Origin of the sequence: Micromonospora sp. CA-269861 (genome assembly GCF_050948505.1) — a bacterium.
GTDB lineage: Bacteria > Actinomycetota > Actinomycetes > Mycobacteriales > Micromonosporaceae > Micromonospora.
The window spans coordinates 2,559,716-2,573,635 of sequence record NZ_CP192014.1; the positions used below are offsets into that span (position 1 = coordinate 2,559,716).

The following is a 13,920-nucleotide window of genomic DNA, read 5'->3' on the forward strand; positions in this document are numbered from 1 at the left end:
GCGGTTTGAGGGTCCGCCGTCGGTCGACGGCGGACCCTCTCGGCGTCAGAGCCAGCCGCGTCGGGCCACCTGGAACGCCAGCCCGGGTCGGGTGTCCACGCCGGCGGCGGCCATCAGGTCGGCGATCCGCCGTTGTACGGTCCGTCGGCTCACGCCGAGCTGGGAGGCGATGGACTTGTCAGGTACGCCCGCCACGAACAGCGACAACAGTCGTGCCTCGTCGGCGTCGGGCTGGTAACTGTCGCCCGGATGCTCCTCGGGCTCCGGCCGTCGGCCCTCCGGCGCCGCGACGGCGAGGGGATCGTCGAGCCGCAGCCGGGTGGCCACCCGCCAGTGGCTCTCGAAGAGGGCGAGCAGCGCGTCGAGCAGTTGACTGCGGCCGATCACGGCGGCGCTCGGTTCGCCGCCGTCGAGGTCCGGCACCAGCGGGCAGATGGCCGTGCGGGCGTCCACGATGGCCAGTCGGACCGGCAGCCGGTCCAGGACACGGGCCTGCTCACCGGCGGCGACCCCCTTGGCCAGGTCGGCCAACGCGCCCGGCTCCAGCAGCAGGTCACGTTCGTAGATGGCCCGGTAGGTGACGCCACGGGCCAGCGCGTCGAACTCCTCGACATTCTCCGGGCCCGCCATGGCGAGGGGATTCGCCCGGCAGAACCAGAGCACCTCGGTACGCGCCGAGTTCTGCAGGTCGCGCAGACGGTCCCGGAGAACCCGGGCACCGGTGATCACCTCCACCAGGTGCTCGACGTGGTGTCGGCGCAGCCCGGAGCGGTACTCCTCGGCCAGTTGGGTGACCAGTCGACGGGCCGTCTCCAGGTCCTCCTGGCGGCGCAGCAGCGTCGCGCCGAGCGCGACGTCCGGGGCGGTCGGGCGCAGTGGTGCGTCCGGGTCGTTGTCGGTGGGCTGCACGAGGCCCTTGGCGCGCAGCGCCTCGACCTGGGCGACGACCTGCTCACGGGGTCGGTGCAGGCGACGGACCAACTCGTCGATGCGGGCCGTGGTGAGCTGGAGCAGGCAGCGGTAGAGCTCCTCCTCAGCCGAGGTCAGGCCGATCACGTCCAACACGGGGCAGAACTGTACGTCGGCCGGGTACGGGCGATACCCGGGCCCGTCGGCTGGTCAATTGTCGGGCCTCGCGTCTACTGTCGGTGGCTGTGCTGGAAGAGCTGCGCATCACCGGGCTGGGCGTCATCGAAGACACCACGCTGCCGTTGACCGGCGGCATGAACGTCATCACCGGCGAGACCGGTGCGGGCAAGACGATGGTGGTCACCGGCCTCGGCCTGCTCTTCGGCGGCCGGGCCGACGCCGGGCGGGTCCGTGCCCAACCCGGCCGGGCGGTGGTGGAGGGGCGGCTGCGACTGCACGGGCGGGTCGCCGACGCCGTGCACACGCGGATCACCGAGGCCGGTGGCGAGCCCGACGAGGACGGCTCGGTGCTGCTGAGCCGCACGGTGACGGTGGAGGGGCGCTCGCGCGCCCACGTCGGCGGCCGGAGCATGCCGGTGTCGATGCTCGGTGAGGTCGGCGAGCAGGCGGTCGCCGTGCACGGCCAGTCCGACCAGCTGCGGCTGCTGCGCCCGGCCGAGCAGCGGGCCGCGTTGGACCGGTTCGCCGGCCCCGCGCACGAGAAGCTGCTCGACGCGCTGCGCGAGTCGTACGTGGGGTGGCGTCGGGTGGTCGACGACCTGGCCGACCGGCGGCGCAACGCCCGCGAGCGCAACCAGGAGGCCGACCTGCTGCGGCTGGGCCTCGACGAGATCACCCGGGTCGATCCGCAGCCCGGCGAGGACGACGAGCTGAAGACCGAGGCGCAGCGGCTGGAGCACGCCGAGGGGCTGCGGACGGCCGCGCAGATCGCCCAGCAGTGCGTGGCCGGTGGCGCGGAGGCCGCCGACGAGACCCCGGACGCGGCGGCGCTGCTCGGCACCGCCCGGCGGACCCTGGAGGCGCAGTCGGGCACCGATCCGGCGCTCGGTGAGCTGGCGGCCCGCCTGGAGGAGGCGGCGACGCTCGTCACCGACGTGTCAGCGGAGCTGTCGGCGTACCTGGCGACGCTGGACGCGGACCCGGCCCGGTTGCAGCACGTCTACGAGCGGCGGGCGGCGCTGCGTGCGTTGACCCGCAAGTACGCCGACGACGTCGACGGGGTGATCGCCTGGGCCGATCGGGCGCGCACCCGACTGTCCGACCTGGACATGTCCGACGACCTGCTCGACGAGTTGGAGCGGGAGGGTCAGCGGCTCGCCGTCGAGGTGGCCGACCTCGCCGGGCGGGTGTCCACCTCCCGCCAGGAGGCGGCGGTCCGCTTCGCCGACCAGGTCACCGTCGAGCTGGCCGGTCTGGCCATGCCGCACGCGCGTATCGAGGTGGCGGTGCTGCCCCGTCCAGCCGGGCGTGCCGAGCCGACGCTTGCGGTCAACGGCGTCGAGGTGGGTGTCACCCCGGACGGCGGTGACGAGGTGGAGCTGCGGTTGCTGGCCCACCCGGGCGCGCCGTCGCTGCCGTTGCAGCGCGGCGCATCCGGCGGTGAGCTGTCGCGGGTGATGCTCGCCATCGAGGTCGTGTTCGCCGGCTCGGGCGGTCCGCCCACGTTGGTGTTCGACGAGGTCGACGCGGGGGTCGGCGGGCAGGCGGCGGTGGAGATCGGCCGGCGGTTGGCCCGGTTGGCCCGCAGCCACCAGGTGCTTGTCGTCACGCACCTGCCGCAGGTGGCCGCGTTCGCCGACCGGCACCTGGTGGTGGCGAAGGACACCGGCGGCGCGGTGACGACCAGCGGGGTGCGCGTGGTGGAGGACACCGAGCGGGCCCGGGAGTTGGCGCGCATGCTGGCGGGTTTGCCCGATTCAGATCTGGGTATCGCTCACGCCGAGGAGCTTCTGGCCGTGGCCGCCAAGGAAAGGCGGTTGTGACGCCGCGTATTGTGAGCGCAAGCACACCGGCTTGTGCCGACGTGTGCTTCCCTGGGTAGGCGGCCCTGCTCAGGCATGTCGCGACAGAAAAGCCTGCCTCACATGCCAGGATGGTCACGATGCGTCTACCCACGTTGCGCCGGAACCGGAACTCCGAACCGGGCAGAGTCCTCGGCACCGCGCGCCTTGATCGCCGGACGAAACGCCTGGTCGGTCGGCTGCGCCCCGGTGACATCGCGGTCATCGACCACGTCGACCTGGACCGGGTGGCGGCCGACTCGCTCGTCGCCGTCGGGGTCGCGGCGGTGCTCAACGCCAAGCCCTCGGTCTCCGGTCGTTATCCGAACCTCGGCCCGGAGGTGTTGATCGCCGCCGGCATTCCGCTCCTCGACGACCTGGGGGAGGGCGTCTTCGAGCGCATCCGTGAGGGCGACCAGGTGCGCATCGAGGGCAACACGGTCTTCGCCGGTGACGAGCCGGTGGCCCACGGCAGCCTGCAGGACGCCGAGACGGTCGGCAAGGCGATGGCGGACGCCCGGGAGGGTCTGTCGGTGCAGTTGGAGGCGTTCGCCGCCAACACGATGGACTACCTGCGCCAGGAACGCGACCTGCTGCTCGACGGTGTCGGTGTGCCGGACATCGAGACCCAGATCCAGGGGCGGCACTGCCTGATCGTGGTGCGCGGCTACGACTACAAGGCCGACCTGGACGTGCTGCGCCCGTACATCCGGGAGTTCAAGCCGGTGCTGATCGGCGTCGACGGCGGCGCGGACGCGCTGGTCGAGGCGGGCTACACCCCCGACATGATCATCGGGGACATGGATTCGGTCACCGACGACGTGCTGCGCTGCGGCGCCGAGGTGATCGTGCACGCGTACCCGGACGGGCGTGCGCCCGGCCTGCCCCGGGTCAACGGCCTCGGCGTGCCGGCGATCACCTTCCCGGCCGCGGCGACCAGCGAGGACCTGGCCATGCTGCTCGCCGACGAGAAGGGCGCCTCGCTGCTGGTCGCGGTCGGCACCCACGCCACCCTTGTCGAGTTCCTCGACAAGGGCCGCGGCGGGATGGCCTCGACGTTCCTGACCCGGCTGAAGGTCGGCGGCAAGCTTGTCGACGCCAAGGGGGTGAGCCGGCTCTACCGGCAGAGCATCTCCGGGTCGTCGCTGCTGCTGCTGGTGCTGTCGGCCATCGCGGCGATGGCGTCCGCGGTGGCTGTGTCGACAGTCGGGAAGGCGTACCTGGGCGTGGTCGCCGAGTGGTGGGACAATTTCGTGTTCCAGCTGTACCGGCTCTTCTAGTTCCCGACCGATCAAGAGGCTGCAAGCGTGATCAACTTCCGCTACCACGTGGTGTCCCTCACCGCGGTCTTCCTGGCTCTGGCGATCGGCCTGGTGGTCGGCACAGCCGCCCTCAACGGTCCGGTCGCCGACTCGCTCGAGGGGCAGGTCACCGGGCTGCGCAAGGACAACCAGCACTGGCGCCAGACGGTCAGCAACATGGAGAAGCAACTCGCGCTGGAGGAGGAGTTCGCCGAGGAGATCTCCCAGGTCGTCCTGCCCGGCACCCTCGCCGGGCGTCGGGTCGTGGTGCTCAGCCTGCCCAACGGGCGTGACCACACCGAGGGTGTGCTCAAGAAGCTCCAGCTCGCCGGGGCGAGCATCACCGGTCAGGTCGACCTGCAGGACAAGTTCATCAACCCGGACAACAACTCCAACCTGCTGGAGTTGGCCGTCACCGCGGCCCGGCCGACCGCGCAGACCACCGGCCTGCCGGGCAACGGGCACGGCGTGGAGACCTCCAGCGCGTTGCTGGCCAGCGTCCTGTTGGACCGGGCCCAGGGCGTCGTGCCGGTCAGCGACGCGGACCGGCGGGCGGTGCTCGCCGCCTACAACAACGCCGGTTACCTGACCACCGACAGCAACAAGGTCACCGCGTCGGCGGAGGCGGTCGTCGTGGTCAGCGGCCAGCCGTACGTCGACAAGGACTCCGACAAGCGGGACGAGTCGGTCGTCAACATCGCCGAGCAGTTCGACCGCACCGGGTCGATCGTGGTGGCCGGCAACGGTTCGGTCGGGGGCAACCTGGTCGGCGTGGTGCGCGGCGACCCGGTGCTCGCCCAGACCATCTCCACGGTCGACAACGCCAACACCGTGCAGGGTCAGGTGGTCACCACCCTCGCCCTGGTGCAGCAACTCACCGAGAAGAAGGCCGGGCAGTACGGCGTCGGCGACAACGCTCCGTCCCTGCTGCCTAAACTGCCCCAGTGAGCGAACGACGTACCCCCGTGTCCGTAATCGCCGAGGCGGCGTGTGAGCGACAGCGCCTCAGGGACCGCAGCGAGGTGGCGGCGTGAGCGCGCTGGGCCGGCTGTTGATCGCCGGCGCTGGTGCCGCGGCGGCCCGTTACGCGCTGCGGGAGGCGCGTACCTCGCCGGCCGGGCCCGCGTTGGACCGCACCAACTTCCGTGGCCGCACGGTGAGCCTGGCCGCCGGGCCGGCGCTCGCCGCCGGTGCGGCCGCCGCCGGCGCGTTCGGTGCCACCGGCGGTGCGGCCGGTGGGGCCGCCCTGGTCGCCGGTCTCGGCGCGGGCGGCGTCGGGTTGTACGACGACGTGGTCGGCGCGCGGCCGGAGCAGAAGGCGGCCAAGGGCTTCGCCGGGCACCTCGCCGCGCTGCGCGAAGGGCGGATCACCGCGGGCCTGGTCAAGGTCGTCGGGGTGGGTGCCGCCGGGCTGGGTGCCGCCGCGCTGCTCGCCGCCGATCCCCGGGTCGCCGCGCACCCGCGCCGGCAGCGGCATCGTGCGTTCGGCAGGGGTGTCGACGTGCTGCTCGGCGCCGGTGTGATCGCCGGCACGGCCAACCTGCTGAACCTGCTCGACCTCCGGCCGGGTCGGGCGATCAAGTCCGGGCTGCTGCTCGCCGTGCCGCTGACCGGTGGCCCGCAGGGTGGTATCGCCGCGGGTGCGGCCGGTGCCGCCGCCGGTCTGCTCCGCGAGGACCTGGCCGAGGACGTGATGCTCGGTGACAGTGGCGCGAACGCGCTCGGGGCGGTGCTCGGCGTCGCTCTTGCCGCCCGTACCGGCCCGCTCGGCCGGGCCGGTCTGCTCGCCGTCCTCGCCGGGCTCACCGCCGCCAGCGAGAAGGTCAGCTTCACTGCGGTGATCCAGCGGACTCCGGGGCTGCGGGAACTCGACGCACTGGGCCGACGCGCCGACTGACGTGACCAGACCGGCACCCCTCGCCGGCGCCGGCCGGCTGGCCGGGGCAGCCGCGCTCATCGCCGTCCTCACCGTGGCCAGCCGACTCGCCGGCTTCGGTCGCACCGCCGTGTTCACCTGGGTGGTCGAGCAGAGCGACCTCGGCGGCATGTACGTCATCGCCAACACGGTGCCGAACATCGTCTTCGAGATCGTCGCGGGCGGGGCGTTGGCCAGCCTGGTCGTGCCGTTGCTGGCCGGGGCGGTCGCGGCGGAGGACCGGCGGGCGGTGGCGGCGACCACCGGCGCCCTGCTCACCTGGACGGTGAGCCTGCTGGTTCCGCTCGCCGTGCTCGTCGTCCTGTTCGCCGACCCGATCATCTCGCTGATCAGCGAGGGACGATCGGCGTCGGAACTCGCCGCCGGCGCGCGGATGCTGCGCGTGTTCGCCCCGCAGTTGCCGCTCTACGGGATCGGCATCGTGCTCACCGGCGTCCTGCAGGCACACCGACGCTTCGCCTGGCCGGTCATCGCGCCGCTGCTGTCCAGCCTCACCGTTGTCGTCGTCTACGTGGCCTTCGGGGCCGCTCAGGGTCGGGGCGTGTCAGTGGCCCAGGTCGGCCGCAGCGGCGAACTGCTCCTCTCCGGCGGCACCACAGTGGGCGTGGTCGTGCTGTCGCTCTCGCTGCTGATCCCGCTGCGGCGGCTGCGGGTACGGCCCCGGTTCGGGTACGCCTTCACCCCTGACGCGCGGGCCCGGATCGGCGGGCTCGCCACGGCCGGCGCGGTGACGGTGGCGGCACAGCAGGTCGCGCTCCTGGTGGTCCTGAACCGGGTCTCCGGCGGCCCCACCGGCTCACCCCAGGTGTTCAACCTGGCCCAGGCGATCTACCTGCTGCCGTGGGCGGTCCTCGCCGTGCCGCTGGCGGTGGCGTCCTATCCCACGCTGGCCACCGCCAGCGCCGCCGGTGACGAGGACGGTTATCGGCGGACCCTCTCCGGCGCGGTGCGGGGCGTGCTGCTCTTCAGTTGCCTGGGCGTCGCGGCGTTGATCGGCACCGCGCAGCCGATCGCCGCCCTCTTCTATCCGGACAATCCGGCGTCCACCGCGGCGGCCATCAGCGGCTTCGCGCCGGGTCTGCTCGGCTACGGCTTGTTCGCGGTCCTGTCCCGCGCGCTCTACGCGCGCGGCGACACCCGTTCGGCGACGGTGGCGATCACCCTCGGCTGGTTGGTCGTTCCGGCCGTGGCGCTGCCGTTGACGGTGCTGCTCCCCACCGCCGACCGGGTGCTCGCGGTGACGTCCGCGAACTCGGTGGGGATGCTGGTGCTCGGCGCCCTGCTGCTCGTGGCGGTGCTGCGCAGCGCTGGGCGTTCCGCCCTGGCGGGCGCGGCACGGGCCGGGGCGGCCGGCGGCCTCGCCGGTGTGCTCGCCGGGCTTGCCGGTTTGCTCCTCATCCGTTGGCTCGACCAGTCGGACGGCGGCACCCCGACGATGGCGGCGGCGCTCGGTCAGGGCATGCTGTCCGGGGTTCTGGTTGGGGTTGTGTTCCTCGCCGTGGTCTGGTTCGTCGACCGGCGGGACGTACAGCCACTGCTCGCCGGGGTGCTGCGGCGTCTGGGCCGGCGGGGGCCGTCCGGCGGTGCGCCGACACCGGGCGCGGGCTCCGCGCAGCGGGGCGACGGGAAGGAGACGGCGACGCGATGACTGAGCCAGCTCTGCCTGCCGACTGGTCGGGCACCGTGGCGTTGGTGCTCGCGTCCAGCACCGGCGGCGTCGGTCAGCACGTCCGTTCGGTGGCTCGTGGCCTCGTCGCGGGTGGCGTCAGCGTCCTGGTCTGCGGGCCCGCCGCCACTCAGGAGCAGTTCGACTTCACAGGTGTCGGTGCGCGGTTCGCGCCGGTGGAGATCCCGGCCAGCCCGACTCCGGCCGACGCGCGGGCGGTGCTCGCCCTGCGTCGGGTGCTCGCCGCCGCAGGGGTCGACGTGGTGCACGCGCACGGCCTGCGGGCCGGGTTGGTGGCCGTGCTGGCCCGTCCGGCCGCCCCGCTGATCGTCACCTGGCACAACGCGGTGCTCGCCGGGGGACTGCGGGGCGGGGTGTCCCGGCTCGTCGAGCGGGTGGTGGCCCGGGGCGTCCGGGTGGCGCTCGGCGCCTCCGACGACCTGGTGCGACGGGCCGCCGAGGTGGGCGCCGCCGACGCCCGGCTCGCCCCGGTCGCCGCGCCGACGTTGCCCGCGCCGCGTCGACGCCCGGCGGCGGTACGCGCCGAGTTCGGCGTCCGCCCGGACCAGCCGTTGATCGTCTCGGTCGGTCGGTTGCACCCCCAGAAGCGCTACGACGTGCTGATCGACGCGGCCGCCCGCTGGCGTACGCGTACCCCGCCGCCGGTGGTGGTGATCGCGGGCAGCGGGCCGGCGTATCTGCCGCTCGCCGCACGGACCTCCGCCGCCCGCGCGCCGGTGACCCTGCTGGGGCACCGCACCGACGTGGCCGACCTGCTCGCCGGCGCCGACCTGGCGGTGGTGACCAGCGACTGGGAGGCGCGGCAGCTCTTCGCCCAGGAAGCGCTGCGCGCCGGCGTGCCGCTGGTGGCCACCGCGGTCGGCGGGCTCCCGGACCTGGTCGGCGACGCCGCCACGCTGGTTCCCGCCGGCGACGTGGACGCTGTCGACGCGGCCGTCCGCGCGTTGCTCGACGACCCGGCGGCGCGGGCCGAGTTGGGTCGGCGTGGTGCCGAACGGGCGGCGACGTGGCCGACCGAGGAGGACACCGTCGCCACGCTTGTCGCCCTCTACGCCGAGCTGGCCGGGGATCCCGGCGGTCCGGCGGCCGCCCCGGACTCCGACGCCCCGAGAACGGGACACCGGTGATGCTGCGCCGAATCGCGCCCGCCCTGTTGACAGTGCTCGTGGTGGCGCTCGGCGTCACCGCGCTCGCCGCCCGCCCACCCCAGGGCACCCCGCAACGCACCGCCGATTTCGTGGTGCTCGCCGGGATCGCCGGGCTGCGCTGGGAGGACGTGGACCCGCGGAGCACCCCGACGCTGTGGCGGATGGCCCAGGACGGGTCGATCGGCTCACTGTCGGTGCGTTCCGCGCACCGGCCCACCTGCCCGGTGGACGGCTGGTTGACCCTCGGTGCGGGCAGCTTCGCCGCGTGGAACGGCAGCCGGTCGGTCGATGGTTGCCCGTCGGCAGCGGTGACTGTGGAGCAGCCGGACGGCATCGGCGCGAACCTGCCCGACCAGGAAGGCGTGGTCCAGTACAACCAGCAGCGGCTGCCCTGGGGTGCCCTGCCCGGCTCGTTGTCCGAGTCGGTGCGGTGCTCCGTCGCGGTGGGCCCGGGCGCGGCGGTGGCCGCCGCCCGACCGTTCGGCCGCGTCGACAGGTACGCCTCGGGGCTGCCGGCCGACCCGCGGCCGCTGCTCGGCTCGTGTGCTGAGCATCGTCGACCTCGGCACGGTCGAGGGGGCCGACCCGGCGACCCGCGCCGCGGAGGCCCGCGCAGCGGACGCCGAGCTGGCCCGGGTGCTGGCGGCGCGACCCCGCGGTCGTTGGTGCTGGTGGCGGGGATCTCCGACACCACCCAGCCGTCGCGGCTGCACGTGGCGGTCGCCGACGGGCCGGGCTGGGAGCGGGGTGGCTCACCTCGGCCAGCACCGGCCGCGACGGGTACCTGCAACTTGTCGACCTCGCGCCGACCGCCCTCGCCGCGTTGGGCCGGCCGATGCCGGAGCGGCTCTTCCTCGGCCGGCCGGCGATCAGCACCGGCGGCCGGCCGACCGACCTGACCGAGGCCATCAACGCCCCGGCGAACGCCGACCGGGAGGCGGCTGCGCAGCGCTCCGTCTCGGGTGGGTTCTTCGCGCTGCTCGCCGGTGTGCAGGTGCTGCTGGCGCTCGCGATCCTGCCGCTGCTGCGCCGGGCCCGTCCGCACGCCGGCCCGACCGGCCCGACGCCCGTCTCCAAGCGGATCGTGGCGGTGGTGGAGCTGCTGCTGGTCGCCGCGGCGTTGACGGTGCCGGCGGCGCTGCTGGCCGACGCGGTGCCCTGGTGGCGTGGCGAGAACCCCGGGTGGATCTTCGCCGGGGTGACCGGGCTGCTGGTGGCCGCCGGCACCGCGGCGGTGCGGTTCGCGCCCGGGTACGCGGGCACCCTCGGACCGGTCGGCGCGGTGGCCGGCCTCGCCACGCTCGTGGTCGGGCTGGACGTGCTCACCGGGGCCCGCCTGCAGCTCAACAGCGTGGTCGGCTACTCCGCGTTGCAGGGCGGCCGGTACGCCGGGCTGAGCACTGTGGGCCTGGGAGTTTTCCTCGCCGGCGCGCTGGTCACCGGCGGTTGGTTCGCCCAGCGGGTGCACCGGGGCTGGCGTCCGGCGGTGATGGTGGCGGTGGGTGGCCTCGCCGTGGTGGTGGTCGGCAGCCCGTATCTGGGTGCCGACCCGGTCGGCGCGATCGCGCTCACCGCCGGGGTGAGCGTCGCCGCCGTGATCAGCGCCGGCGGCTGGTTGACGATCAGCCGGCTGGCCTGGGCCACGATGGCCGCGCTGGCGGTCGGTATCGGGTTCGCCGTGGTGGACCTGCGGCGTTCTCCGGCGGAGCGGGGCAGCCTCGGCCGGTTCCTCTCCGCGCTCGGCGACGGCACCGGCGGGTTCGCCGTGCACCGGTCCAGCACGGAGAATTTCGAGACGTTGGTCAACAGCCCGCTGACGGTGCTGGCGCTGGCCGGCGGGTTGCTCGTGTGGTTCGCCCTGTTGCAGCCGTGGGGTGGGCTGATGCGGCTGTTCGGCATCTACCCGGCGGTCCGGGCCGCGTTGGCCGGCACGGTGGTCGCCGCGGTGCTCGGCGGTGTGCTCGACGGCGCGGCCCTGGACGTGATGGGCGCTGCCGCCGCCCTGGTGGTGCCGATGGCCGCCCTGGCGTCGCTGAGGGTGCTCGGGCATGCCGCGGACCGGACCCGCCCGGCAGCGGGCCGTTCCCGCGCCAACGGGGCCGACGACGACTCGGGGCCCGGCGGGGTCGGCCCGGCTGGTGGGGGTGACGGCCCGACCGGCGGCGGTGGGCCCTGGGCGCGGTGCATCCCCGTCCGATCAGCGGCCCGCCCGCGAGCGCACCGGCGAAGGTCACGCAACGGGCGTCGGACGCTCCGGGTGACCGCCGTGGGGACGCCGACGAACCGGCCGAGCCGACCGCGAGCGGGTCGGCGCCGGACGCCGCTCCGACGGTGCCGGTACCGCCCCGGCAGGTGTCCCGGTCATCGACGGAGGTTGCCGCGTCCTGAGCGCCGGGCCTCGTCCGGATGGCCCGGAGGTGTCGCAGCCGGGGTGCGGCCTGCGGGTACCCGCCCGGGAGGTGTTACCGTCGAATCCCGTGGATCGCGTGATCACTTTGCTGATCAAGCACGGCGGTCTGCATGACCGCGACAGACGACACGGGAGCAGGCCTTGGCCCCATCAGCACGGACGACCAGGCACATTTTCGTCACCGGGGGCGTCGCCTCCTCGCTGGGTAAGGGCCTCACCGCCTCCAGCCTCGGCAACCTGCTGACCGCGCGCGGGCTGCGCGTGGTGATGCAGAAGCTCGACCCCTACCTGAACGTCGACCCGGGGACGATGAACCCGTTCCAGCACGGTGAGGTCTTCGTCACCGAGGACGGCGCCGAGACCGACCTCGACGTCGGGCACTACGAGCGGTTCCTCGACCGGGCGCTGTCCGGCAAGGCGAACGTGACCACCGGCCAGATCTACTCCGACGTGATCGCCAAGGAGCGGCGCGGCGAGTACCTGGGCGACACCGTCCAGGTCATCCCGCACATCACCAACGAGATCAAGTCCAGGATCCTGGCGATGGCCGACCCGGACGAGGACGGCCAGCTCCCCGACGTGGTGATCACCGAGGTCGGTGGCACGGTCGGCGACATCGAGTCGCTGCCGTTCCTGGAGGCGATCCGCCAGGTCCGCCACGACCTGGGCCGTGACAACTGCTTCTACCTGCACGTCTCGCTGGTGCCGTACCTGGCGCCCTCGGGTGAGCTGAAGACCAAGCCGACCCAGCACTCGGTGGCGCAGCTGCGCAACATCGGTATCCAGCCGGACGCGATCGTGCTGCGCTGTGACCGGGAGATCCCGGTGAAGCTCAAGGAGAAGCTGTCGCTCTACTGCGACGTGGACGCCGAGGCGGTCGTCGCCGCCCCGGACGCCCCGAGCATCTACGACATCCCGAAGGTGCTGCACCGGGAGGGGCTCGACGCGTACGTGGTGCGCCGGCTCGGCCTCTCCTTCCGGGACGTGGACTGGGCCAGCTGGGACGACCTGCTGGAGCGGGTGCACCGGCCCCGGCACACGGTCACCGTCGCGGTGGTCGGCAAGTACGTCGACCTGCCCGACGCGTACCTGTCGGTCAGTGAGGCGATCCGGGCGGCGGGCTTCGGCCACCGGGCCCGGGTGCAGCTCAAGTGGGTGCCCAGCGACGAGTGCGTCACCCCCGCCGGTGCGGCAGCGGCGTTGGCCGGCGTGGACGGCATCCTCATCCCCGGCGGCTTCGGCGTACGCGGCATCGAGGGCAAGATCGGCACCGCCCGGTACGCCCGCGAGGCCGGCATCCCGCTGCTCGGCCTCTGCCTCGGCCTGCAGTGCATGACCATCGAGGTGGCCCGGCACCTGGCCGACCTGGACGGCGCCAACTCGTTGGAGTTCGACGAGCAGGCGATCCACCCGGTCATCGCCACGATGGCCGACCAGGAGGACATCGTCGCCGGCCGGGGAGACCTGGGCGGCACCATGCGACTGGGCGCGTACCCGGCGACGCTGACCGAGGGCTCGATCGTCGCCGAGGCGTACGGCAGCACCGAGATCAGCGAGCGGCACCGCCACCGGTACGAGGTGAACAACGCCTACCGGGACGCGTTGACCAAGGCGGGCCTGCACATCTCCGGCACCTCGCCGGACGGCCGGCTTGTCGAGTTCATCGAACTGGACCGCAGCCTGCACCCGTTCTTCGTGGCCACCCAGGCGCACCCCGAGCTGAAGAGCCGGCCGACCCGCCCGCACCCGCTGTTCGCCTCGTTCGTCAAGGCCGCGGTGGCGTACTCGCAGGCCGACCAGTTGCCTGTCGACCTGGACGCGGCGGCGGAGGCCCCGACGACCCGCAAGGCCGCCCGCAACGGCGCCGCGACGAAGGCGTCATCAGCCTCGTGAGCGAGTTGGAGCACCGGTATGAGGTGCGTTCCCGGGAGGAGCGGTACCGGGGGCGGATCTTCGACGTGGTCACCGAGGAGGTGACCATGCCGGGCGGTGGGACCGGGCTGCGTGACCTCGTCCGGCACGTCGGGGCGGTGGCCGTGGTGGCGCTCGACGACGCCGGCCAGGTGGTGTTGATCCGGCAGTACCGGCACCCGGTCGGGCGGCACCTGTGGGAGCTGCCGGCCGGTCTGATGGACGTCTCCGGCGAGGAGTTGCCGGTGGCGGCGCTGCGGGAGCTGGCCGAGGAGGCTGACCTCACCGCCGGGCGGGTCGACGTGCTTGTCGACCTGCACAGCTCGCCGGGGTTCACCAACGAGATCGTCCGGGTGTTCCTGGCCCGGGACCTCGCCGACGTGCCGGCCGACGAGCGGCACGAGCGCCACGACGAGGAGGCCGACCTCCAGGTTGTCCGGATCGACCTGGACGAGGCGGTCGCCATGGTCCTGGCCGGTGAGATCACCAACGCGGCCGCGGTGGCCGGGCTGCTGGCCGCGGCCCGCGCCCGGGACGCCGGCTTCACGTCTCTGCGCCGGGCGGACGCGCCGCTGCCGCGCTGAGCGTCGCCGCCGG

The 13,920-nt window shown here is 73.5% G+C and carries 9 protein-coding genes and 1 pseudogene; 9 read left to right on the forward strand and 1 reads right to left on the reverse strand.

Translation table 11 applies throughout. The features are described from left to right. Positions 1 to 45: 45 nt before the first annotated feature. The gene (locus ACQP0U_RS11765; protein WP_433318309.1) at positions 46 to 1,065 is read right to left on the reverse strand and encodes a helix-turn-helix domain-containing protein; all 1,020 of its coding nucleotides are present in this window, start codon (positions 1,063 to 1,065) and stop codon (positions 46 to 48) included. 89 nt (positions 1,066 to 1,154) lie between these two features. Between ACQP0U_RS11765 and recN the strand changes: the two genes are divergently transcribed. From recN to ACQP0U_RS11810, 9 genes and pseudogenes are all read left to right on the forward strand, one after another. After that, positions 1,155 to 2,912 (forward strand): DNA repair protein RecN, encoded by a 1,758-nt coding sequence (recN, locus tag ACQP0U_RS11770; RefSeq protein WP_433320780.1) that lies wholly within the window; start codon positions 1,155 to 1,157, stop codon positions 2,910 to 2,912. A 119-nt stretch (positions 2,913 to 3,031) separates the two neighbouring features. Continuing rightward, the gene (gene steA, locus ACQP0U_RS11775) at positions 3,032 to 4,210 is read left to right on the forward strand and encodes a putative cytokinetic ring protein SteA (RefSeq protein WP_433318311.1); all 1,179 of its coding nucleotides are present in this window, start codon (positions 3,032 to 3,034) and stop codon (positions 4,208 to 4,210) included. Positions 4,211 to 4,237: 27 nt separating this feature from the next. Next, complete coding sequence (locus tag ACQP0U_RS11780) at positions 4,238 to 5,179, forward strand: copper transporter (RefSeq protein ID WP_433318313.1); 942 nt, start codon at positions 4,238 to 4,240, stop codon at positions 5,177 to 5,179. An 82-nt stretch (positions 5,180 to 5,261) separates the two neighbouring features. Next, positions 5,262 to 6,128 (forward strand): hypothetical protein, encoded by an 867-nt coding sequence (locus ACQP0U_RS11785; RefSeq protein WP_433318314.1) that lies wholly within the window; start codon positions 5,262 to 5,264, stop codon positions 6,126 to 6,128. 1 nt (position 6,129) lies between these two features. Then, complete coding sequence (gene murJ / locus ACQP0U_RS11790) at positions 6,130 to 7,815, forward strand: murein biosynthesis integral membrane protein MurJ (RefSeq protein WP_433318316.1); 1,686 nt, start codon at positions 6,130 to 6,132, stop codon at positions 7,813 to 7,815. Continuing rightward, positions 7,812 to 8,981, forward strand: coding sequence for a glycosyltransferase family 4 protein (locus tag ACQP0U_RS11795; RefSeq protein WP_433318317.1), 1,170 nt, complete (start codon positions 7,812 to 7,814; stop codon positions 8,979 to 8,981). The genes murJ and ACQP0U_RS11795 overlap by 4 nt, the downstream gene beginning before the upstream one ends. Further along, positions 8,981 to 11,245, forward strand: a pseudogene (locus ACQP0U_RS11800) (hypothetical protein); the annotation flags it as partial. The gene ACQP0U_RS11795 and the pseudogene ACQP0U_RS11800, both read left to right, overlap by 1 nt. Positions 11,246 to 11,553: 308 nt before the next feature. After that, complete coding sequence (locus ACQP0U_RS11805) at positions 11,554 to 13,305, forward strand: CTP synthase (protein WP_433318319.1); 1,752 nt, start codon at positions 11,554 to 11,556, stop codon at positions 13,303 to 13,305. Next, positions 13,302 to 13,907, forward strand: a complete 606-nt coding sequence (locus tag ACQP0U_RS11810; protein ID WP_433318321.1) for an NUDIX domain-containing protein — start codon at positions 13,302 to 13,304, stop codon at positions 13,905 to 13,907. Before ACQP0U_RS11805 ends, ACQP0U_RS11810 begins: the two co-directional genes overlap by 4 nt. The last annotated feature ends 13 nt before the right edge of the window (positions 13,908 to 13,920 follow it).

What these genes read in the sequence shown, in the direction of transcription:
- steA (WP_433318311.1), top strand. Translation starts at nt 3,032, where the DNA reads ATGCGTCTACCCACGTTGCGCCGGAACCGGAACTCCGAACCGGGCAGA.
- ACQP0U_RS11795 (WP_433318317.1), top strand. Translation starts at nt 7,812, where the DNA reads ATGACTGAGCCAGCTCTGCCTGCCGACTGGTCGGGCACCGTGGCGTTG.